The organism is Paraburkholderia strydomiana, assembly GCF_046030495.1.
Taxonomy (GTDB): domain Bacteria; phylum Pseudomonadota; class Gammaproteobacteria; order Burkholderiales; family Burkholderiaceae; genus Paraburkholderia; species Paraburkholderia strydomiana_A.
Genome location: NZ_JAQQCJ010000004.1, coordinates 194,650 through 215,856, shown reverse-complemented (window position 1 = coordinate 215,856; position 21,207 = coordinate 194,650). Strand labels below are relative to the sequence as shown.

The following is a 21,207-nucleotide window of genomic DNA, read 5'->3' as shown; positions in this document are numbered from 1 at the left end:
GTGCCACGAGCCCCGCCAGCGTTTGCCGCCTGCGGGGTTTTTCGTTTCTGGCGGTTGGGCCGGCCTGACGAGAGCACATCGCATCGAAGATGCACTCTCAGCCTCGATCAACAGCGTGAGCGCAAATCCGCCACCCACGCCTTCTCCTAAAAACTTACCGCTCCGCTACCCGCGCGCCACGATGCATCTCCGCGCGCCGACGCTTGAACACGTAGCCACCCCACATCACCAGCAGCCACACCGGCACGAGCCACACCGACACCGACAGGCCCGGCGTCATCGCCAGAATCACGAGGATCAGCGCCATGAACGCGAGGCAGATCCAGTTGCTGACCGGGAACCATAGCGACTTGAACACGAGCGTCTCGCCTGCAGCCACCATCGCCTTGCGCGACTTCAGATGCGTCAGGCTGATCAGCGCCCAGTTCAGCACCAGTGCCGCGACCACCAGCGCCATCAACAGACCAAGCGCTTCGGCCGGAATCAGATAGTTGATGATCACGCAGGTGAACGTAGCGAGCGCCGACAAACCGATCGCCATATACGGCACGCCGCGCCGGTCGACCTTCATCAGCGCGCGCGGCGCATTGCCCTGCTCCGCGAGACCGTAGAGCATGCGGCTATTCGCGTACACGCCGCTGTTGTACACCGACAGCGCCGCCGTCAGCACCACCACGTTGAGGACGTTCGCGGTCAGCGTCGAGCCGATCTGCGAGAAGATCATCACGAACGGACTGCCGCCCGCCGCCACCTCGTTCCACGGATACAGCGACAGCAACACCGCCAGCGAGCAGATGTAGAAAATCAGAATCCGGTAGATCACCTGATTCACGGCCTTCGGAATGCTTTTCTGCGGATCGGCGGCCTCGGCTGCCGTGATGCCGATCAGCTCCAGCCCGCCAAACGAGAACATGATCACCGCGAGCATCATGAAGAGACCATGAAAGCCATGCGGGAAAAAGCCGCCATGGCTCCACAGATTGGTGACCGACGCTTGCGGGCCGCCATGGCCGCTGATCAGCAGAAAGCCGCCGAACACGATCATGCCGATCACCGCCACGACCTTGATGATCGAGAACCAGAACTCGGTTTCGCCGTAGGCCTTGACGTTGGCGAGATTGATCGCGTTGATGGCGGCGAAGCACACCAGCGCCGACACCCACGTGGGCACGCCGGGCCACCAGTAATGCACGTAGGTGCCGACCGCGGTCAGCTCGGCCATGCTGACGAGCACGTACAGCACCCAATAGTTCCAGCCGGACAGGAAACCCGGAAAATCGCCCCAGTACTTGTACGCGAAATGACTGAACGATCCGGCGACCGGCTCCTGCGCGACCATTTCGCCCAACTGCCGCATGATCATGAAAGCGATGACGCCGCCGATCGCGTAGCCGAGAATCATCGACGGGCCGGCTGCCTGCAACACGCTCGCGGAGCCGAGAAAGAGGCCCGTGCCGATGGCGCCGCCCAGCGCGATTAACTGGATGTGGCGATTCTTCAGCCCCCGCTTCAGGCCGTCTTGTTGCTGTGCACTATTCAAATTGCGCCCCAGTGTATGGATATCGATCACCCAGTCGAACTTATGGTTCGGCCCGGCAAAACCGATAATTTTACCTCGGTGGATATGACCTAAATACTGGGAGCAACCCGCGTTGGTTCTGCGCCGCACTTATCCGCGAGGATTGTGATTGTCACTGGCCTGGTGCTTCGGTATGTTGCCCTAGTCGAAGTTTTCCGCCTGCGGAGATTCAACATGTCGCCCAAACGCCTGCTTTGCGCCGCTGCTTTGTCTCTCTGCTTCGCGGGGTCGGCCGCCTTCGCGCAAACGGCGGCCCCCACGACGCAACCGGCCGCGGCCGACCAGCCAGGCATGGAAACCGGTGCCCCCGTTCCCGCCCCCGCTGCGCCGATGGCCGCGCCCGCCAGTCCCGCGCCGTCAGTCGCCACGGCTCCCCAACCTCCTGCCGCGCCGCTGAGCGGCCCGGTACGCAATGTCGTGCTGGTCCACGGCGCGTTCGTCGACGGGTCCAGCTGGAACGGCGTCGTCGCTAAATTGCAGCAGAAGGGCTATCACGTGAGTTCGGTGCAGAACCCGCTCACTTCGCTCGCCGACGATGTCGCCGCCACGCGCCGCGTGCTCGCGCGCCAGCAGGGTCCGACGATTCTCGTGGGGCACTCGTGGGGCGGCGTCGTGATCACCGAAACCGCGAATGCGCCCAACGTCGCGGGCCTCGTGTATATCGCCGCAATCGCGCCGCAGTTGCACGAGTCGGCGATGGACCTGATGAAGCGCGCGGCGCCGATGCCCGCGGGCCAGGCCATCAGCGCGGACCCGAGCGGCTTCCTGTGGCTCGACCGCGCCCGCTACCACGCCGACTTCGCCGCGGACGTGCCCGAGAACGTCACGCGCGTGCTCTCTGCCGCGCAGGTGCCGATCGCGCAGAAGGCGTTCGGCGAAACGGTCAGCCAGGTCGGCTGGAAGGACAAGCCGTCGTGGTACGTGCTGGCGACCAAAGACCGCGCGGTGTCACCCGAAGTCCAGCGCTTCATGGCCGAGCGGATGGGCGCGAAGGTCGTGCCGATGGCGTCGAGCCATCTCGCGCCGGTATCGCATGCGGGCGCGGTTGCCGATGTGATCGATCGCGCGGCGCGTGAGCTGAGCCGGCAGCAGTAGTCTGGCGTGCTCTGGCGCGCGGGTATGTCGCTGCGTTTGCGCGTGAGGCAGCGGTGTGCGTGTGGCGCGCGGTGAAGACGCGGCTACGGCAGCGCGAGTCTCACCGCCGCAGCCGCCTGCGTCGCCCGGCTCGCATCACGAGCCTCAAACCTCACCGCAAATTCGTCGCCGCCAGTTCGACGACCTCGTCCCCTCGCCCATTGAGCACCGCCTTCAACATATACAGACTGAAGCCCTTCGCCTGCGCCCACTGAATCTTCGGCGGCAGCGCGAGTTCGTGCTTCGCGGTCACCACGTCGATCACCGCCGGCCCCGGATGCGCGAACGCCTCGCGCAACGCCGCTTCGATGTTCTCCGATTGTTCGATCCGGACTCCGTAGATTCCCGCGCCGCGCGCGATCGCCGCGAAGTCGGTCGCGGCGAGATCGGTGCCGGCTTCCAGATAGCCGCCCGCCTTCATCTCCATCGCGACAAAACCGAGCGTGCTGTTGTTGAACACCACGACCTTGATCGGCAGGTCGAGCTGACGCGCGCTGAGCAGATCGCCGAGCAGCATCGACAAACCGCCGTCGCCGGACAGCGCGATCACCTGGCGCCCCGGCTCCGCGGCCTGCGCACCGAGCGCCTGCGGCATCGCATTGGCCATCGAGCCGTGATTGAACGAACCATGCAGGCTGCGCTTGCCGTTCATCGTCAGATAGCGCGCGGCCCATAGCGTCGGTGTGCCGACGTCGGCGGCAAACACGGCGTCTTCATTCGCGACCTGGTCGACGATGCTGGTGAGATATTGCGGATGAATCGCGCGCCCCGGATCGGAGGGCCGCGCGAGATCGTCGAGGCCCTTGCGCGTATCCGCGTAGTGCTTGCGCGCGTTGTCGAGGAAGCGCCGGTCGGTCTTGCGCTTGAGCTTCGGCAACAGCGCCTGCAAGGTCGCCTTGACGTCGCCGACGAGCCCCAGCTTCAGCGGCGCGCGCTTGCCGAGCGCGGAGCCGCGCCGGTCGATCTGCACCACGTTGCCATGCGACGGATAGAAGTTGCGATACGGGAAGTCGGTGCCGAGCATGACGAGCGTGTCGCACGACATCATCGCGTGATAGCCGGAGCTGAAGCCGATCAGCCCGGTCATGCCGACGTCGAACGGATTGTCCCACTCGACGTACTGCTTGCCGCGCAGCGCATGCACGGTCGGCGCGCCGAGCTGGTCGGCGAACGCGATCACTTCGCCGTGGGCGCCCGCGCAGCCGCTGCCGCATAGCAGGGTCACCCCGCCAGCCTGATTCAGAAGATCGGCGAGCCGGTCGATATCGGCGGCGGACGGCACCACGGTCGAGCGCTCCAGCGTGCCGGCCCATGCCGGCGTTTCATCGGGCGCCTCGCCGAGCGCGACATCGCCCGGCAGCACGATCACCGCGACGCCGCGCTCTTCGATCGCGGTGCGCATCGCGCGCGCCAGCACGCGCGGAAACTGCGACGGATTCGTCACCAGTTCGACGAAGTGGCTGCACTCCTTGAACAACTCTTGCGGATGGGTTTCCTGAAAGTAGCCGAGGCCGATTTCCGAGGACGGAATATGCGCGGCGATGGCGAGCACGGGCTGATGATTGCGATGACAGTCGTACAGCCCGTTGATCAGATGCAGATTGCCCGGCCCGCAACTGCCCGCGCAGACCGCGAGCTTGCCGGTCGCGGCGGCGTCGGCACCGGCGGCGAAGGCGGCGACTTCTTCGTGACGCGTATGCATCCAGCGAATCGAGCCGAGCCGTTGCAAGCTATCCGACAAGCCGTTCAGGCTGTCGCCCGTCACGCCCCAAATCCGTTCGACGTCCGCTGCGGCCAATGTTCTGGCCAGATAGTCCGCGATAGTCTGCTTAGCCATGCCGTACCCCATTCAGTGAGAAAGTCGGTACCTCCGGAATGCCAGAGAGTACCGCTTCCTCGCGAAACGTGTCATCAAGGCGGCTTTCTTGAGCAAGATGTAAGCGCGGTGAAATTGCCGAGTAGACCTGGCACGCGGCCGTCGCCCCGCTGACTTCGCCACTATCGCAGCATGAACGACATCGCCGACAGACAGTTCAGCATCCGCACCGCATGTTCCGCCGACGCCGCGCCAAAGCGCAACGTCACCGCGTCGACACGCGTAAGCGTCGGCCATTGGCAGAACAGATCAGCCAGCGCGCTCGTCTGCACGCGCAGTTCACAGTCGACCGGCTTCGCTTGCGCGCGCGTCGCGTGCGGCACATAACCATCGGCGATGTGTTGCCGGACCACTTCGCGCGCAGCGCTCCTGATCGCCTCGCGCGCGCCGGCTGGCGATTGTGTCGCGCCACTCGTCTGCCCGGTCGCGCGTTTCGTCACGACGAAGCGCGCATGCGGAAAGCGCGGCGCGGTTTCTTCGGCGAAGACATCGTCGCCGGATAAAAGCGCGACACGTGCGCCATATTCTTCGGCCAGCGCGCCATATACGCCCGCCTCGCCGAGTTCGACGCCGTTGAACGAAACCCGTGCGAACGCAAAACTGTTGATCGTGTGCGCGAGGACGCCGCGCGTTTGCGACATCGCGTGATAGCCGATCATGAACACCAGCGACGCGCCGTATTCGAGGCCGGCCATCATGCCGAGCGTGCGCGGTTTGCCGAGCACGATCTGGGCGCGCGCATCGAGCAGATCGGGCAGCAGGTTGCGAAAGCCGCCGTGCGAATCGTTGACCCACACCTCGGTCGCGCCACCGTCGAATGCGCCTTCGATCGCGGCGTTGGCTTCGAGCGTCATCCAGCGGCGCGCGGCTTCGTATTCGCCGTTGCCCGCGCGCGTCTGCTCGGGGTGGAATACGCCGGCCACGCCTTCGATGTCGGCGGAAATCAGGACTTTCATCAGCGAGTGGGTCTCAGTAGTTGAGCGAGATCGGGCACGCTGTCGTGCAGCGACAAGCGTCGATGACCGTCGCGGCCCGTCACGGAAGCGGCGCTCCACAACGCATCGACGATCGCCTGCTCGACGCTGTCCGCGCACGCGCGAAACAGCGGGTCCAGACGCGCATCGGCGACGAGCGGCGGCAGTGTGACGAAGCCGGCGGCGTGCGGCACCGTATAAGCAGTCGAAAACGCGAGCGCGATATCGCCGCTGCCGTGGCCGTATACCGAGCCGGTTCGCGCGAGGCCCGCCGCCGCCCGCAGCGAGAGGCGCTTGAGCTGGCGCGCGTCGAGCGGGGCATCGGTGGCGACGATCATGATGATCGAACCTTGCTCGGGCTTCGTCGTCGACGCACCCGCCGCCGCTTCGGAGGCCGCGTGCGCCACGCGCGCGCGTTCGGCCAGCACGCGCCCAAGCGGCGTGCCGTCGATCGTCAGCATCGGCAGGCGGCCGAAGTTCGCCAGCACCAGCGCGCCGACCGTATAGCCACGCCCCGCCACCTCGACCACGCGCGACGCGTTGCCGATGCCGCCCTTCAGATCGAAGCACGACATGCCGCGCCCCGCGCCGACCGAGCCGCTTGCGACATGCGTGTTCGCGTTGTCGAATGCCTGATTGAAATGCTGTTCGGTAACGGCCAGCGCCTGGATGTCGTTCAGGTAGCCGTCATTGCACTCGAACACCAGCGGATTGACCGTCGACCATTCGCGCCCGATCTGCGGATTCGCGCGTATCGCGGCGCGAATCTGCGCCTGCGCAACCGAGGCGACGCCGAACGTATTGGTCAACGCGATCGGCGTTTCGAGCGTACCGAGTTCCTCGACCTGCACGAGCCCGATGCTCTTGCCGAACCCGTTGATCACCGACGCCGCCGCCGGCACCTTGTCGATAAAAGGATCGCCCCGATGCGCACGGATCACGGTCACGCCCGTTTGCAGCGCGCCTTGATCGAGCGTGCAATGGCCGACAGTGACGCCTGGCACGTCCGCAATCGTGCCGAGCGGACCGCCGGACAACGTGCCGATATGCGGCGCAGGCAGCCCTGAGTCAACGGCTGCGCTCATGGCCGGTCGAGCTTCGGATCGAGCGCATCGCGCAAGCCGTCGCCGAGCAGATTGAACGCGAGCACGGTGAGGAAGATCGCCAGACTCGGAAACAGCGCGATATGCGGTGCGGTCACCATATCCGCGCGCGCTTCGTTGAGCATCGCGCCCCACTCGGGGGTCGGCGGTTGCGCGCCCAGGCCGAGAAACGACAGGCTCGCCGCAGTGATGATCGACGTGCCCATGCGCATCGTGAAGTACACCACGATCGACGAGATCGTGCCCGGCAGAATGTGCCGCACGATGATGGTCCAGTCCGACGCGCCGATGCTGCGCGCCGCTTCGATATAGGTGAGCTGCTTGAGCATCAGCGTATTGCCGCGCACCAGCCGCGCGAATGCGGGAATGCTGAAGATCGCCACCGCGCAGATCACATTGATCATGCCGTTGCCGAGAATCGCCACCACACCGATCGCCAGCAGAATGCCGGGGAACGCGAACAGCACGTCGGCGACGCGCATCGTGATGCGATCCCACCAGCCCTCGTAGTAACCGGCCAGCAGTCCGAAGAACGTGCCGATCACCGCGCCGATCGCCACCGACAGAAAGCCCGCTTCGAGCGAAATGCGCGAGCCTGCGAGAATGCGGCTGAAAATATCGCGGCCCAGCGAATCGACGCCGAACCAGTGCGCGGCGGACGGCCCCGCATTCAACGCGTCGTAATCGAAGAAATTCTCCGGGTCGTACGGCACTAGATGCGGCGCGGCAAGCGCGACCACGATCAGCAGCAGCACGAAAATACCGGCGGCGAGCGCCACGTGCTGCTTGCGGAATTTGCGCCAGAACTCGCTCCACGGTGTGCGGATCACGCGTTCGGCGGACGCGGCGTCGGCCACATTCGACTCGGTCACGGTCGTGCTCATGCAGGCCTCACTTGAAACGGATGGTCGGGTTGATCACGGCGTACAGCACGTCCACGACCAGATTGATGATGATGAATTCGAGCGAGAACAACAGCACTTCGGCCTGAATCACCGGATAGTCGCGCATCGATACGGCATCCACCAGCAGGCGCCCGAGCCCCGGCCAGTTGAACACCACTTCGACCACGATCGAGCCACCCAGCAGAAAACCGAACTGCAGACCCATCATCGTGATGACAGGAATCAGCGCGTTGCGCAGGCAGTGTTTGACAATCACGAGCCGCTCGGGCACCCCCTTGGCGCGCGCGGTGCGCACGAAATCCTCGTGCATCACTTCGACGAACGACGCCCGCGTGAAGCGCGCCATCACCGCCGCCACCGCCGCGCCGAGCGTGAGCGACGGCAGCACGTAGCTCTGCCAGGAGCCATCGGCGACGATGGGCAGCCAGCCGAGCTTCACCGAGAAAATCTCCATGAGCAGCATGCCGAGCGCGAACGCCGGAAACGAAATACCCGACACCGCGAGCGTCATGCCGAGCCGGTCGGGCCAGCGGTTGCGCCACACCGCCGACACGATGCCGAGCGCCATGCCGATCACGACCGCCCATGCCATGCTCGCGACCGTGAGCAGCAGCGTCGGCATGAAGCGCTCGGCGATTTCCTGGCTGACGGGCCGCTTGCTGCGCGTCGAAATACCGAAGTCGCCGTGCGCGATGCGCCAGAAGAAATGGACGAACTGCTGCGGCATCGGCCGATCGAGACCGAGATCGGCGCGCACCAGCGCAACCGTCGCCTCGTCCGCTTCGGGACCGGCGGCCAGCCGCGCCGGGTCGCCCGGCAGCAGATGCACGAACAGAAACACCAGCACGGCGACGATGAAGAGCGTCGGCAGCAGGCCACAGAAACGTTTGACGAGGAAGTTCAGCATGGAACCCAATCCGGCAGTGATACGGGCAACGAAGAGTCGAGATCGGCGATAGCGCGGCTATCGCCCCGGCGTATTTCATCGAATATGCCGGGACGGGCGTTCAGCGCATTACCTGATCGCGATCTCGTCGAAATTGAACGAGCCGTCCGGTGCGACGTAAGCACCCGACAGACGCTTGCTGCGCGCGTACACCACCTTCTCCTTGACGAGGAAGATCCACGGCGCGTCGGCCCAGATGCGTTTTTGCGCATCGGTGTAAAGCGCGGCCTTCTGCGTGCGGTCGGTGGTTTCGAGCGCCTGCTTCAGATCGCTGTCGACCGTGTCGTTCCTGTAGTACGCGGTATTGACCATCTTTGGCGGGAACGAGACGGACGCGAGCAGCGGTGTGACCGCCCAGTCGGCCTCGCCGGTCGACGACGACCAGCCCGAGTAATACATCCGCACCGGCGCGGTAGCCGGATCCTGCGCGCTCTCCACCTTGGCGACGCGCTGCCCCGCTTCGAGCGCTTCGACCTGCGCCTTGATGCCGACTTGCGCGAGCTGCTGCTGCACGAACTGGATCACCTTCTGCGCGGTCGAGTAGTTATACGCGGACCACAGCGTGGTTTCGAAACCGTTCGGATAGCCCGCTTCCTTCAGCAACGCACGCGCCTTGGCCGGGTCGTACGGCCACGGCCCGAGTTTGGTCGCATAGTCGACGCCTTGCGGCACCACGCCGTCGGCCGGCGTCGCGTAGCCAGCGAATACGACCTTGCTCAGCGCTTCCTTGTTGACCGCGTAGTTCAGCGCTTCGCGCACCTTCGGGTTGTCGAACGGCTTCTGGTTCACGTTCAGGCTGATGTAGCGCTGAATGATCGACGGCGATGCGATCAGGTCGACCTTCGGGCTCGACTGCAATTGCGCGGCCTGTTCGAACGGCACCTGGAAAGCGAAGTCCGCTTCGCCGGTTCGCATCAGCGCGGCGCGCGTGTTGTTGTCGACCACCGGCTTCCAGTCGATCGCGTCGATCTTCGGGTAGCCCTTCTTCCAGTAGCCGGCGAACTTCTTCACCGTCAGATCGCCCGCCGGGTCCCACTTCACGAGTTCGAACGGACCCGTGCCGACCGGATGAAACGCGATGTCCTTGCCGTACTTCTTCAGCGCGTCCGGCGAGATCATCACCGCCGACGGATGCGCGAGCACGTTGACGAACGCGGAGAACGGCGTCTTCAGCGTGACTTTCACCGTGTACGGATCGACCACTTCGGTTTTCTCGATGCGGCTGAACATGTTGTAGCGCTTGAGCTTGTTCGCCGGATCAGTCACACGGTCGAAGTTCGCTTTCACCGCCGCCGCGTTGAAGTCGGTGCCGTCCTGGAACTTCACGCCATGGCGCAGCTTGAACGTGTAGACCTTCGCATCCGGGCTCGCCTCGTAGCTCTCGGCCAGCACGTTGACCAGCTTCATGTCCTTGTCGAAACCGAACAGCCCTTGATAGAACGACTTCGCGACCGCTTGCGACAGCGTGTCGTTGGCATCGTACGGATCGAGCGTCGTGAAGGTCGAGGCGACAGCCATGACGGCCGTGGTGTCGGCGTGCGCCGCATTGCCCGCGAGCATCGCGAACACTACCGCGCCGCCGCTGACCAGCGCGCGCAAACGAAACGGAGAAGACGGGACCAGCAGGTTCATGAGGTTGGCTCCAGGCTGCAAGATGAAACAGAGTTGAGATTGCGAGAGGCTCGTTTTTGCTTCGGGTTTTGCGTTGCGTTCTGCTTGACGTTTTGCTGCGATTCTTTTGCGTCGATTCTTTTGCGTCGATTCTTTGGCTTCGGTTTTGCGCTTCGGGTCTTCTGCAGGTCTGCGTCTCAGTAAGCCCCGCCGACGCGATGCTGTGCGACGTAGTGATCCGGGCCCACCGCGACCAGCGGCGCGACGACCGGCTCGTCGTCGAGCGCGCGGATCGGGCTCGGAATGTCGTCGGCGGCGAGCATGCGTTTCGCGTGCCGGCGCGCCGGATCGGCGACCGGCACCGCGCCCATCAGCTTTCTCGTGTACGGATGCTGCGGCGCTTCGAACACCGCGCGGCGCGGCCCGATCTCGACGATCTGGCCGAGATACATCACCGCGACGCGATGACTGACGCGCTCGACCACCGCCATGTCGTGCGAAATGAACAGATACGCGACACCGAGTTCGCGCTGCAGATCGAGCATCAGATTGACGATCTGCGCCTGCACCGACACGTCGAGCGCGGACACGGATTCATCGGCGATCACGACTTTCGGATTCAGCGCGAGCGCGCGTGCAATCGCGATGCGCTGGCGCTGGCCGCCGGAGAATTCGTGCGGATAGCGGCGCGCCGCTTCGGCCGGCAAGCCGACTTTTTCGAGCAGCCACGCGACCCGCGCCTGTGCTTGCGCACCCTGCGCGACGCCGTGCACGAGCAGCGGCTCCATGATCGAAAAGCCAACCGTCAAGCGCGGATTCAGCGACGCGAACGGGTCCTGGAAAATGAACTGGATATCGCGCCGCAACGCCTGCAACGCGGGGCCGGTCAGTGAACTGATTTCCTTGCCGTCGAATTCGATCGAGCCGCTCTGACTTTCGACGAGGCGCAGCAGCGAGCGGCCCGTCGTGGACTTGCCGCAACCCGATTCGCCGACCAGCGCGAGCGTTTCGCCCGGCCGCAAGTCGAAGCTGACTTTTTCGACCGCATGCACGCGACCCGTCATGCGGCCGAACATGCCGCTGCGCACCGGAAAGCGCGTGACGAGATCGCGCACGCGCAGAATCGGCGGCGTGTCTTGCCGCACCAGCGGCTGCGCCGCATCGGCGATCGCTGCGGCGGACTGCACGGCCTGCCCGGCGCCGCTCAGGCTCGCCTGTTCGACGGTGAGAATCGGAAAGCGCGCGGGTTGATCGGTGCCCTGCATCGCGCCCAGGCGCGGCACGGCCGCCAGCAGCGCTTTGGTATAGGGATGCGACGGCGCGGCGAACAGCGCATCCGACGCGCCTTCTTCGACCTTTTCGCCGCGATACATCACCAGCACGCGATCGGCCACTTCGGCCACCACGCCCATGTCGTGCGTGATGAAGATCACGCCCATGTTCATCTCGTCCTGCAAGCCGCGGATCAGTTGCAGGATCTGCGCCTGAATCGTCACGTCGAGCGCGGTGGTCGGCTCGTCCGCAATCAGCAGCGCGGGCTTGCACGACAACGCCATTGCGATCATCACGCGCTGGCGCATGCCGCCCGACAGTTGATGCGGAAAGCGCGCCGCCACCCGCCGTGCCTCAGGAATCCGAACCAGTTCGAGCAGTCGCAGCGTTTCGGCGTGCGCGGCCTGACGGCTCTTGCCCTGATGCAGCGCGATCGCTTCGCTGATCTGATCGCCGACCGTGAAGACCGGGTTGAGCGAGGTCATCGGTTCCTGGAAGATCATCGCGATGTCGGCGCCGCGAATCGAGCGCATCGTGCCGGACGACGCTTGCGCGAGGTCGAGCACGCTGCCGTCGCGGCGCCGGAATGCGATGCTGCCGCCGGCCAGGCGCCCACCGCCATGCTCGATCAGCCGCATCAACGCGAGCGAAGTCACCGATTTGCCCGAACCCGATTCGCCGACGATCGCCAGCGTCTCGCCGCGCTCGACGCTCAGCGACAGATTGCGCACCGCGTTGAAGGTCGAATTGCCGCGGCGAAACGCGACCGACAGATCGTCGACCGCGAGCACGCGTTGCGGCGGCAAGGTTTCGATAAGCGGACGGGCAGTGTGCGAGGGAGTCGGCACGGTGGTTCCTTTGATTTCGAACGCGGCTAACGTAGGTTCTGGCAAAACTTCGAGCGGGATGTCAGGCGCTGTCGCACGCGCTAGCGGTAGATCGCCGTCACCGGCGTTTCGCCGAGCCGCGCGAAACCGCGGTACATGCCTTCGGTATTGAACGGCAGCGTGACGTTGCCGCGCGCGTCGACGGCGATCAGACCGCCGCGGCCGTCGATCTTCGGCAGACGGTTCATCACGACGTCGTGGGCCGCGTCCTGCAGCGAGACGTTGCGATAGGCCATTTGCGCGGCGACGTCGTAAGCGGCGACCATGCGCATGAACATTTCGCCGGAGCCGGTGGTCGAGACCGCGCAGGTCGCGTCGTCCGCATAGCAGCCCGCGCCGATCAGCGGCGTATCGCCGACCCGGCCGACCTGCTTGTTGGTGACGCCGCCGGTCGACGTGGCCGCCGCCACGTGGCCGTGCTGGTCGAGCGCGACCGCGCCGACGGTGCCGAACTTGCGGTTCGGATCGATCGGCTCGTGCGGTGTGGGTTCGCCATCGCCGTGATTCGCCGACGATGCCGCGTCAAGCGCCGCGCCGTCGTGATCGAGCACCGCGCGCTGCTGATCGCGCGCGAGCAGCCACTGACGATGACGCGCTTCGGTATCGAAGTACCCGGGCTCGACGAATTCGAGCCCTTGCGCGGCGGCGAACGCCTCCGCGCCTTCGCCGGTGAACAGCACATGCTCGCTGCGTTCGAGCACGCGGCGCGCGGCCAGAATCGGATTGCGCACGCGCGTCACGCAGCAGATCGCGCCGGCTTCGAGCGTGCTGCCGTCCATGATGGCGGCGTCGAGTTCGTGGGTGCCGGCGGCCGTGTAGACCGCGCCGTGTCCCGCATTGAAGAGCGGGCAATCTTCGAGCAGACGCACGGCTTCGCTGACCGCGTCGAGCGCGCTGCCGCCGTCGGCGAGCACGCGCTGGCCCGCGCTCAGCACTGCATGCAGCGCCGCGTGGTATTCGGTTTCGGCACTGGCCGACATCGACGCGCGCAGGATCGTCCCTGCCCCGCCGTGAATGGCAATGACTGCGTTGGAGTTCATCGTTTCGTTTTGGGAGTGCTGGTGGTATGGGGGGCGCGGGGGGCTCGCGGCGCGCGGCTCGGGGCGCGCACGGGTTCGCCCGCCGCGTCGCTCGGACCGGCCTGCGGTTCGACGAGCCAGGGCAGCACGAATTCGCTGACCTCGGCGGCGGCCTTCACCGAGCGTTGGGCGCGGTACGCGACCGCGTCGCAGAGCGCTTCGATCACCGCCAGCACGGCCGAATCGGCGTTCGCCGCCAGCCGCCGGTCGGTGCGGATATAGAGCGAGAGACTTGCGAATCGCGCGAGCGGCGAATGCGGACCGTCGGTCAGCGCCAGCACGCGGGCGCCCCGGCTGGCCGCGCGGCGCGCGAGTTCGATCGTGTCTTCGACATAACGCGGAAACGCAATGCCGATCACGAGATCGTTTTCGTTCGACGCAAACAGACGCCGCGCCGCATGCGACGGCCCGCCGATCAGCGCAAGCGACTGCACGTTGTCGTGATACGGCATCAGACCGTGTTCCATCAGACCGGCGAGAAACGCGCTGGCGCCGTAGCCGAGCACGAACACGCGGCGCGCCGCGATGATTGCTTCGACGGCGGCGTCCGCGGCGGCGCGGTCGATCGCGGTGCGCGTCGCGTGCAGGTTGTTGGCGGCCTGCTCCAGCGATGCGTCGACCAGATCGTCGCCGGGCGCGAGCGACTCCTGCGCGCTGCGCAGGCGCTCGACCGGTGCGAGCGTCGCTTCGAAGCCGCGTACGAGCGCTTCGCGGAACTGCGGGTAGCCGTCGAAGCCGAGCGCCCGGGCAAAGCGGTTCGCCGTCGCCACTGACGCGCCGACTACGCTCGCCAGTTCGTCGATCCGCATGGTCGCCGCGCGAAACAGATTGGCCAGCACGTAGTCGCCCATGCGCCGGTGAATCGGCGTCAGCGTCGGCATGGCCGCGGCGATGCGCGCGGCAATGGCCTGCTCGGCGTGACGGGATGCGGCGGAGGGATGGTCGATCATGCGAGTGCGTCTGCGCGGCGGTTGTAGTTGGACCTCATGAAAGTATATTTACATGAAAACTTCCTGGAAAAAAATTCATTTTCATTGTCGAGGGTTTTCACTGAACGCCGACTGGCGTGGGTGCCGGAATTGATGCGGCCGGGTGACCTGGATGGGACGGTGAAATGCCTTCCGATCATCTAACCGGCGATTCAATAAAAACACTTATAAGATGCGCATCAGCACTCTGTCGCTGTGTTGTGCTACATTTATGAGGCACAAGGAGTTACCTCTATGGATTGCATCCTGCAGATATTCCTGGACGATCGCTGGGTCGATTGCGCGCAGATCGAACTCAACGACGGCATTTGCCAGTGGAATCATCTGGTCATGTACGCCATCGAGCACACGGACGCCCCGCTGTCCCTTGCCGAGCCCGTCGATATGGACATTCACGGCGCCCGGACCATGCCCGCCTTCCTCTACGACCTCGTCCCGCAAGGGGACGGTCGTCGCTTCCTGCTGGGCGAGCTGACGCTACCAGATGGCCCCGACGCGGACTTTCCGCTGATCTGCGCGGGCGCCTTCAATCCGGTCGGCCGGATCCGCGTCGCCGAGGCCGTCGACTACTTTGAAACGCATGTGGCGAGGCACCCGGCCGCGCGTGGCCTACCCGGCCTGACAATCGACGACGTCGTCATACGTAGCGCGGAATTCAAGGAAAGGATGTTCCTGCACGGAATGCTCGGCACGGGCACCACCGGGGTTCAGGGTGCGGCGCCGAAATACCTGCTCACCCGGGACCGGGCGGGCCTGCTGCACGGTGATGCCGTGCTGCCCGATGCCGACGCCACCCAGCATCTGATCGCGAAACTGCCGCGCGGGAACAGCGCGGCCGACGACAAGGTCCTGCGCAACGAAGCGGCGTACATGCGGGTGGCCGCCGCGCTGGGTATTCGCACGCACACGGATTTGCCAACCCTTCATGGCGATGTCCTGCTGATCCCGCGCTTCGACCGGATCGCGAGCGACGGCAAAGTCGTGCGCCTGCATCAGGAAAGCGTGGCATCTATTCTGGGTTTGGCCGGCTTCGACCTGCGCCCGAACCTCTTCGACGTCGTGGCAGGAATCCGCAAGGTGGTGACCGACCCACCGGCCGAAACGCTCGAGTTCATCAAGCGGGATGTCCTCAATCTGGCCATGCGCAACACGGACAATCATGCGCGCAATACAGCCGTGCAACTGGCCGACGGCAAAGTCCGGCTCACCCCCTTGTTCGACTTCGCACCGATGTACCTGGACCCCGCGTTGATTCCACGTGCGCTGAGATGGTATCGGCCGGACACCCGGGTCGAGCTGACGGACTGGGCCGACGTACTGGCGGCGCTGCCTGTCCCGGACCATGAGCGCGAGCTGCTCGCCCAGGCATTGAGCCGCTTTGCCGTGCAGATCGAACGCCTGCCCGACATCATGGAAACGCAAGGCGTCGATCACGACATCATCGAGTTCCTGACGCCGTCCATCGACACGCAGGTCCGACAACTGAAAGCCCTTCAACCACCAGAGGCTCATCATGCCCCGTCGGAACCGACCCACCCGTGAAGAGCAGAACGCCCTGCGCCGCGTTTTCTACGAAAGGATCGGCCGGGGCGACATGACGATTCCCGAGGCCATGAAAGCGATGCGCGCGATGACGGGCCTGACCCAGGCCGAATTCGCCGCGCACCGAGGCGTCAGCCGCCGGGTCATCCAGGACATCGAGCGCGGGACAGGGAACCCGACCGTCGATTCGCTCAACAGCGTGGCGAAACTCTTCGGCCTGCAGGTCGGGTTCGTCCCGGTCAGGCGGAACGAATCAGCCTCGCCGACCTCAGGCTAAGGCTGGTGCGGCACAACGCACGTCAGCAGGCCACCGCTGTCCGCGCCGGAACACTCGCAAGCCGCGCCGCCGGCGACATCACGATGATCAGCGCCTGCACGAGAAAAGCCGCCGCTGCGGCGACCAGACAGGCGTCGACATTCCAGCGCGCGCTGAGTGCCGCGCCGAGCAGCGCGCCCACCGGCCGCGCGCCGTAGGTGGCGGTGCTGATCAGCGCCGAAACGCGGCCCATCATGCGCTCGGGGGTGATCGCCTGGCGCAGCGTCGTGGAGCCGACCACCCACAGGATCGGTCCGGCGCCGAGCAGGAAGAAGCTCGCCGTCGCGAGCCAGAACGATGGCGCGACGAGCGTCGCCACCATCACGAGCGAGGCGAGCAGACCGCACGCCGGCCCGATGATCAGCACGCGGCCGAACGCGAGCCGTCGCGCGATGGCGGGCGCGGCCAGCGCGCCGCACACCATGCCGACGCCGTAAGCGCCGAGCGTCGCGCCGACCGCCGAGGCGCTCAGCCCCAACCGATGCACCGCGTACGGCACATACACCGCCTGCAGGATGAAGAAGCCGAGGTTGAAGAACACCGCGGTCGCGAGCATCGGCCTCAACAACTCGTCGCGCAGCACGAAGCGTGTGCCGTCGCGCAGTTCGAGCATGAAGTGGCGCGCGGGAGCGGCCGCGCGCGGCGGCTCCCGCAGTCCCGCCAGCAACGCGACGGCCAGCGCCGACAACGCCGCCGCGCATCCATAGGCCCAACCCGCGCCAATCCAGCCAACCAGCAAACCTCCCGCCGCCGGCCCCGCGGAATACGCGACGCTACGCGCGAGTTCGAGCCGGCCGTTCGCGCTCGCATACGCTTCGCGCGGCACGATGGACGGCACCAGCGACGGCGCGGCGACGTTGTAGGCCACGGTGCCCGTCGCCGCGATGAAACCGAGCGCGGCGAGCAGCGGCAGGTTCAGCGCATGCATCATCACGAGCAGCAGCACACATAGCATCGCGAACACGCGCACGCTTTCGGCGAGCGTCATCAACATGCGGCGCGAGCGGCGGTCGGCCCACACGCCGAGCGGAATCGACAGCAACAGGAACGGCAGCGTCTGTGCGGTTTGCAGGAGCCCGGTGCCGCGCGCGTCGGCGCCGAGCGCGAACACCGCGACGAGCGGCGCGGCGGCGAGACTGATCTGCTCGGCCGATTGCGCGGCCAGATTCGACCACGCGAGCCGCTGGAAAACGGCCGGCAATCGGATCGCGGAAGCTGAAGAAGACGTGGCGGGCATCGATGAACTCCTGCGTTGAGAAAGGAGTTCATCGTCGTCCGTCCGGCGCCGCGGGGCGCTCCGCTTCTTGCGGTGTTATTCTTCGCTCGCCATGAATCTCGAAAGCATTCTCTTCACTCAAGGTTTCGGCTCGCGCCGCCAATGCCGCGCGCTGATCGCCGATGCGCGCGTGAGCGTCGGCGGCACTGTGTGCACCGACGCCGACGCCGATTTCCCGACCCACGACGACACCCTGCGCTTCAGCGTAGACGGCGTCGTCTGGCCGTATCGCGAGCATGCGTATGTGCTGCTGAACAAGCCCGCCGGCTACGAGTGTTCGCGCGATCCGCAACATCATCTGAGCGTATTCAGCCTGTTGCCCCCGCAGTTCGCCGAGCGCGGCGTGCAATGCGTGGGCCGGCTCGATCAGGACACGACCGGCCTGCTGCTGCTCTCCGACGACGGCAAGTTCGTGCACCTGTTCACGTCGCCGAAACGCAAGGTGCCGAAGCTGTACGTCGCGACCACGCGTCATCCGCTCGACGACGCGCAATTGAGCGCGCTGCGCGGCGGCGTGCTGCTGCATGGCGAGACGAGGCCGAGCGCCGCCGTCGACGCCGAAGCGCGCGACGCACACACACTCGCGCTCACCGTGATGGAAGGCAAGTACCACCAGGTCAAGCGGATGATCGCCGCAGCCGGCAATCGGTGCGAGGCGCTGCACCGCGAGCGGATCGGCGCACTCGCGATGCCCGCCGCGCTCGCGCCCGGCGCCTGGCAATGGCTCGACGAAACCGACCTCATTTCTTTACGGAGCGGGTAAACCGCTAGCGCCCGCTTAAGGTATTGATGCAGCAGGAAAAGCCCGTCGATCCGCGAGAACGATTCGAGCGGCGGCCCGCAGAACCGCTGCGTCGCAGCATGCTCTTCCTTATACCGCGCCCTATACTCGACTAAACAAACGACTATAAAAGGCTTGCAAGGAGGGGCGCCATGCACATCGTCGACACCATCACGATCTCGCAGGTGATGATTGCTTTCGTATGCTTCGGGCTGCTGCTGGTCGGCGGACTGGTGGTCATCATGCGGCTGCGGCACCAATATTCGCCGAATCTGATCGGCGCTCTGGTCGGCGGGATGCTGTGTTTCCTGCTGCTGGAATTCCTGCCGTCGCTGACCTGAGCGAGCGAAGCCACGCGCGGCGCACCACCCGACGCGCAACGGAATTTTTCCGGACGATGCCCGGCGCGGCGAGTATTTGCCGGGTTTTCGGCTCGCTGCGCAAGGCTTCGCTGGTCGAGCTTTCCTGAAAAGGAGCTTCGGGTTCGGCGCTTTCAGCGCCTACGCGCCGCCCGCTCATACGTTCATTTCACGTCTGCTGCATGCAGAAAATCCGCCACGCTCGGATAACGCAAACGCACGCGCAACTCGTCCTTCAGACGCCGGTTCACGAGCCGTCTCGATTCGCGCATGAACGACAGCAGGTTCGGGTCGATGCGCTCTTCGGCTTGCGCCCGCGTGATGCGCGGCGCGCGCGGCAGGCCGAACGCATCGGCCACCGCATCGAAATACTCGCCCATCTTCAGCGACGAATCGTCGGACGCATGGATCACGCGCGCCGGCTTGCCGTGCGTCGCGAGACGCACGAGGATCGCTGCGAGATCGTCGGCATGAATGTGATTGGTGTAGACGTCGTCGGCGTCGATGAGGGCCGGCGTGCCCTTGTCGAGGCGCGCGAGCGGCAGACGGTTACGCGCATAGATGCCCGGAATCCGCGCGATGCTCGCCGTCACGCTGCCGCGCGCGCTCGCGCGCCGCAACTGCCGCTCGGCCGAGACGCGGCGTTTCGCGCGCGCATTGGCCGGCTGCGTCGCGCGCGTTTCGTCGATCCATACCCCGCCGCAATCGCCGTAGACGCCCGTCGTGCTCGCGTAGACGAGACGCACGGGCGCACGCGCCGCCGCGGTCCGGCGCACCCCGTCGGGTACAATACGGGCTGTTTCAGAACGCGCCCACGAGACATGAATGGCGCGCAACCCGGAGCGCAAGCGCCCCGCCGGCGGCACGGCGGGCGCCCTCGCGGCACGCAGCGCGGCATCGCGGCGCGCGCCCAGCGTGGCGAGCAAGGCGCGAGTCCGGCAGTCGTCGTCGCCGCTTTTTTGCGGCGGAGCAAGATGCAGCACGGTCGGCGCGAGGCCCGCGAGCCGTTTCAGGCTGCGGCGCACATCGAGATCGCCGACGAGCGGCGTCACGCCGGCGGCACGCAACTCGGCGCTGCGTTCGGCGTGGCTGGTCAGTGCGAAGATATGCGCGCGCGGGCGCAACAGCGGCACGCAGCGCATGCCGACATCGCCGCATCCTACGATCAGCACGCGCGGCCGGCGGAAGTTTCGTGTCGCGTTCATGGTGGACGCATTGTAGCCGTCAAGCGCGGCAGGTATCGCGCGGTTGATCCGGCGCGTCCGATAACGATTCCCGACTTTTCGATTTCGAACACTCTATGGCATTTAACGTCACGCTCCGGCAAAGCGGCCGGCAGTTTCAGGTAGAACAGGACGAACCGGTACTGAGCGCCGCCTTGCGCCAAGGCATCGGCCTGCCCTACGGTTGCAAGAACGGCGCCTGCGGTTCGTGCAAGGGCACCGTGGTGAGCGGCGAAGTCGAACAGCGCGCGCATTCGTCGTCGGCGTTGTCGAACGACGAAAAGACGCGCGGCATGGCACTCCTGTGTTGCGCCACCGCCTGCTCCGATCTCGAAGTGGATATCCGCGAAGTGGCCGGGGTCGGCGACGTGCAAGTCAAGAAGCTGCCCTGCCGCGTGAACGCGATCGAGCGCAAGGCCGACGACGTCGTCGTCGTGAAACTGCAGTTGCCCGCCAACGAGCGTCTGCAATATCTGGCCGGCCAGTACCTCGAATTCATTCTGAAAGACGGCAAACGCCGCAGCTATTCGATGGCGAGCGCGCCGCATACCGAAGGCCCGATCGAACTGCACATCCGTCACATGCCCGGCGGCGCCTTCACCGATCACGTGTTCAACACGATGAAAGAGCGCGACATCCTGCGCTTCGAAGCGCCGCTCGGCACGTTCTTCCTGCGTGAAGATTCGGACAAGCCGATCGTGCTGCTCGCATCGGGCACCGGCTTCGCGCCGCTGAAGGCAATCGTCGAGCACGCGCTGTACAAGAATCTCGATCGGCCCATGACGCTGTACTGGGGCGCGCGCCGCAAGAAAGACCTGTATCTGCTCGAGCTGGCCGAACAGTGGGCGCGCGAGATCCCGAACTTCAAGTTCGTGCCGGTGCTGTCCGAGCCGGACGCGGGCGACGCGTGGACGGGCCGGGTCGGCTTCGTGCACCGCGCGGTGATCGAGGATCTGCCCGATCTGTCGGCGTACCAGGTGTATGCGTGCGGCGCGCCGGTGATGGTCGAGTCGGCGCAGCGCGATTTCACGCAGCATCATGCTCTACCGGAAGACGAGTTCTATGCGGACTCGTTCACGAGCGAAGCGGATCTGGCCAACGCGGTCTGAACGCGCGTTCGAGCGCACGGTCTGCGCGACTGGAAGGCCTCGTCGGTGTATCGGCGAGGCGGTTCTCACGCAACGTGTCGGCATCAAGACCGCGGCGCAAAAAATCGCCTTCATGCGCCGCGGTGCAAATTCATGGTTTACACCGGCGCTTTCCTTGTCGTATTCTTTCGCGCATGAACCACATCCAGTCCGAACTCCGACGTCGCCGCTCGCCGCTCCCTTAGGGACGCCGCTGGCTTCGTCACG

18 protein-coding genes are annotated in these 21,207 nt (G+C 65.5%); 6 read left to right on the top strand and 12 right to left on the bottom strand.

Annotation, left to right across the window (positions count from 1 at the left end; all coding sequences use genetic code 11):
- Window positions 1-154: 154 nt before the first annotated feature.
- On the bottom strand, window positions 155-1,540 hold the full coding sequence (locus PQQ53_RS07875) for an amino acid permease (RefSeq protein ID WP_408323604.1): 1,386 nt from the start codon (window positions 1,538-1,540) through the stop codon (window positions 155-157).
- 213 nt (window positions 1,541-1,753) lie between these two features.
- On the opposite strand from PQQ53_RS07875, the gene PQQ53_RS07870 reads away from it, so the two are divergent.
- Complete coding sequence (locus tag PQQ53_RS07870; RefSeq protein WP_408323603.1) at window positions 1,754-2,674, top strand: alpha/beta fold hydrolase; 921 nt, start codon at window positions 1,754-1,756, stop codon at window positions 2,672-2,674.
- Between the two features lie 151 nt (window positions 2,675-2,825).
- On the opposite strand, the gene poxB is transcribed toward PQQ53_RS07870, so the two are convergent.
- The 9 genes from poxB to PQQ53_RS07825 all read right to left on the bottom strand — a co-directional run bounded on the left by poxB (window position 2,826) and on the right by PQQ53_RS07825 (window position 14,316).
- Window positions 2,826-4,550 carry a ubiquinone-dependent pyruvate dehydrogenase gene (gene poxB, locus PQQ53_RS07865; protein WP_408323602.1) on the bottom strand — a complete coding sequence of 575 codons (1,725 nt, stop codon included), beginning with the start codon at window positions 4,548-4,550 and terminating at the stop codon, window positions 2,826-2,828.
- A 161-nt stretch (window positions 4,551-4,711) separates the two neighbouring features.
- Window positions 4,712-5,545 carry a M55 family metallopeptidase gene (locus PQQ53_RS07860; protein WP_408140695.1) on the bottom strand — a complete coding sequence of 278 codons (834 nt, stop codon included), beginning with the start codon at window positions 5,543-5,545 and terminating at the stop codon, window positions 4,712-4,714.
- On the bottom strand, window positions 5,545-6,648 hold the full coding sequence (locus PQQ53_RS07855) for a DmpA family aminopeptidase (RefSeq protein ID WP_408152458.1): 1,104 nt from the start codon (window positions 6,646-6,648) through the stop codon (window positions 5,545-5,547). The genes PQQ53_RS07860 and PQQ53_RS07855 overlap by 1 nt, the downstream gene beginning before the upstream one ends.
- Window positions 6,645-7,550, bottom strand: coding sequence for a glutathione ABC transporter permease GsiD (gsiD, locus tag PQQ53_RS07850; RefSeq protein WP_408323601.1), 906 nt, complete (start codon window positions 7,548-7,550; stop codon window positions 6,645-6,647). The genes PQQ53_RS07855 and gsiD overlap by 4 nt, the downstream gene beginning before the upstream one ends.
- Before the next feature lie 7 nt (window positions 7,551-7,557).
- On the bottom strand, window positions 7,558-8,478 hold the full coding sequence (gene gsiC / locus PQQ53_RS07845; protein ID WP_408140692.1) for a glutathione ABC transporter permease GsiC: 921 nt from the start codon (window positions 8,476-8,478) through the stop codon (window positions 7,558-7,560).
- Window positions 8,479-8,586: 108 nt separating this feature from the next.
- Window positions 8,587-10,149: a glutathione ABC transporter substrate-binding protein GsiB gene (gene gsiB / locus PQQ53_RS07840; RefSeq protein WP_408140691.1), complete on the bottom strand. Its 1,563-nt coding sequence runs from the start codon at window positions 10,147-10,149 to the stop codon at window positions 8,587-8,589.
- 176 nt (window positions 10,150-10,325) lie between these two features.
- Window positions 10,326-12,248, bottom strand: a complete 1,923-nt coding sequence (locus tag PQQ53_RS07835; protein WP_408140690.1) for a dipeptide ABC transporter ATP-binding protein — start codon at window positions 12,246-12,248, stop codon at window positions 10,326-10,328.
- An 80-nt stretch (window positions 12,249-12,328) separates the two neighbouring features.
- Entirely contained in the window at window positions 12,329-13,327 is a 999-nt protein-coding gene (locus PQQ53_RS07830; protein WP_408140688.1) for an isoaspartyl peptidase/L-asparaginase family protein, read from the bottom strand.
- Entirely contained in the window at window positions 13,324-14,316 is a 993-nt protein-coding gene (locus PQQ53_RS07825) for a MurR/RpiR family transcriptional regulator (RefSeq protein ID WP_408323600.1), read from the bottom strand. Before PQQ53_RS07825 ends, PQQ53_RS07830 begins: the two co-directional genes overlap by 4 nt.
- A gap of 273 nt (window positions 14,317-14,589) precedes the next feature.
- Between PQQ53_RS07825 and PQQ53_RS07820 the strand changes: the two genes are divergently transcribed.
- Both PQQ53_RS07820 and PQQ53_RS07815 read left to right on the top strand, forming a co-directional pair.
- A complete protein-coding gene (locus PQQ53_RS07820; RefSeq protein ID WP_408323599.1) occupies window positions 14,590-15,897 on the top strand; it encodes a type II toxin-antitoxin system HipA family toxin in 1,308 nt (435 codons plus the stop codon).
- Window positions 15,869-16,174 (top strand): helix-turn-helix domain-containing protein, encoded by a 306-nt coding sequence (locus PQQ53_RS07815; RefSeq protein ID WP_408140685.1) that lies wholly within the window; start codon window positions 15,869-15,871, stop codon window positions 16,172-16,174. The genes PQQ53_RS07820 and PQQ53_RS07815 overlap by 29 nt, the downstream gene beginning before the upstream one ends.
- Window positions 16,175-16,196: 22 nt before the next feature.
- Here PQQ53_RS07815 and PQQ53_RS07810 read toward each other — a convergent pair whose 3' ends face one another.
- Window positions 16,197-17,450 (bottom strand): MFS transporter, encoded by a 1,254-nt coding sequence (locus PQQ53_RS07810; protein ID WP_408323598.1) that lies wholly within the window; start codon window positions 17,448-17,450, stop codon window positions 16,197-16,199.
- Between the two features lie 91 nt (window positions 17,451-17,541).
- Here PQQ53_RS07810 and PQQ53_RS07805 point away from each other — a divergent pair, with 91 nt between their 5' ends.
- Together PQQ53_RS07805 and PQQ53_RS07800 are read left to right on the top strand one after the other, a co-directional pair.
- Window positions 17,542-18,252, top strand: coding sequence for a pseudouridine synthase (locus tag PQQ53_RS07805; RefSeq protein WP_408140682.1), 711 nt, complete (start codon window positions 17,542-17,544; stop codon window positions 18,250-18,252).
- Between the two features lie 170 nt (window positions 18,253-18,422).
- The gene (locus PQQ53_RS07800) at window positions 18,423-18,611 is read left to right on the top strand and encodes a hypothetical protein (protein ID WP_408140680.1); all 189 of its coding nucleotides are present in this window, start codon (window positions 18,423-18,425) and stop codon (window positions 18,609-18,611) included.
- A gap of 182 nt (window positions 18,612-18,793) precedes the next feature.
- Here the strand turns inward: PQQ53_RS07800 and PQQ53_RS07795 are convergent, their stop codons facing one another.
- Complete coding sequence (locus PQQ53_RS07795; protein ID WP_408323597.1) at window positions 18,794-19,834, bottom strand: NAD-dependent epimerase/dehydratase family protein; 1,041 nt, start codon at window positions 19,832-19,834, stop codon at window positions 18,794-18,796.
- A 95-nt stretch (window positions 19,835-19,929) separates the two neighbouring features.
- Between PQQ53_RS07795 and PQQ53_RS07790 the strand changes: the two genes are divergently transcribed.
- Window positions 19,930-20,961, top strand: a complete 1,032-nt coding sequence (locus PQQ53_RS07790; protein ID WP_408152448.1) for a CDP-6-deoxy-delta-3,4-glucoseen reductase — start codon at window positions 19,930-19,932, stop codon at window positions 20,959-20,961.
- The last annotated feature ends 246 nt before the right edge of the window (window positions 20,962-21,207 follow it).

Bases quoted from the DNA above. Each gene is read 5' to 3' on its own strand.
- PQQ53_RS07855 (WP_408152458.1), bottom strand. From the start codon at position 6,648: ATGAGCGCAGCCGTTGACTCAGGGCTGCCTGCGCCGCATATCGGCACG.
- PQQ53_RS07825 (WP_408323600.1), bottom strand. From the start codon at position 14,316: ATGATCGACCATCCCTCCGCCGCATCCCGTCACGCCGAGCAGGCCATT.
- PQQ53_RS07805 (WP_408140682.1), top strand. From the start codon at position 17,542: ATGAATCTCGAAAGCATTCTCTTCACTCAAGGTTTCGGCTCGCGCCGC.
- gsiD (WP_408323601.1), bottom strand. From the start codon at position 7,550: ATGAGCACGACCGTGACCGAGTCGAATGTGGCCGACGCCGCGTCCGCC.
- PQQ53_RS07860 (WP_408140695.1), bottom strand. From the start codon at position 5,545: ATGAAAGTCCTGATTTCCGCCGACATCGAAGGCGTGGCCGGCGTATTC.
- PQQ53_RS07870 (WP_408323603.1), top strand. From the start codon at position 1,754: ATGTCGCCCAAACGCCTGCTTTGCGCCGCTGCTTTGTCTCTCTGCTTC.
- PQQ53_RS07820 (WP_408323599.1), top strand. From the start codon at position 14,590: ATGGATTGCATCCTGCAGATATTCCTGGACGATCGCTGGGTCGATTGC.
- PQQ53_RS07795 (WP_408323597.1), bottom strand. From the start codon at position 19,834: ATGAACGCGACACGAAACTTCCGCCGGCCGCGCGTGCTGATCGTAGGA.
- poxB (WP_408323602.1), bottom strand. From the start codon at position 4,550: ATGGCTAAGCAGACTATCGCGGACTATCTGGCCAGAACATTGGCCGCA.
- PQQ53_RS07810 (WP_408323598.1), bottom strand. From the start codon at position 17,450: ATGCCCGCCACGTCTTCTTCAGCTTCCGCGATCCGATTGCCGGCCGTT.
- PQQ53_RS07830 (WP_408140688.1), bottom strand. From the start codon at position 13,327: ATGAACTCCAACGCAGTCATTGCCATTCACGGCGGGGCAGGGACGATC.
- PQQ53_RS07800 (WP_408140680.1), top strand. From the start codon at position 18,423: ATGCACATCGTCGACACCATCACGATCTCGCAGGTGATGATTGCTTTC.
- PQQ53_RS07815 (WP_408140685.1), top strand. From the start codon at position 15,869: ATGCCCCGTCGGAACCGACCCACCCGTGAAGAGCAGAACGCCCTGCGC.
- PQQ53_RS07790 (WP_408152448.1), top strand. From the start codon at position 19,930: ATGGCATTTAACGTCACGCTCCGGCAAAGCGGCCGGCAGTTTCAGGTA.
- gsiC (WP_408140692.1), bottom strand. From the start codon at position 8,478: ATGCTGAACTTCCTCGTCAAACGTTTCTGTGGCCTGCTGCCGACGCTC.
- gsiB (WP_408140691.1), bottom strand. From the start codon at position 10,149: ATGAACCTGCTGGTCCCGTCTTCTCCGTTTCGTTTGCGCGCGCTGGTC.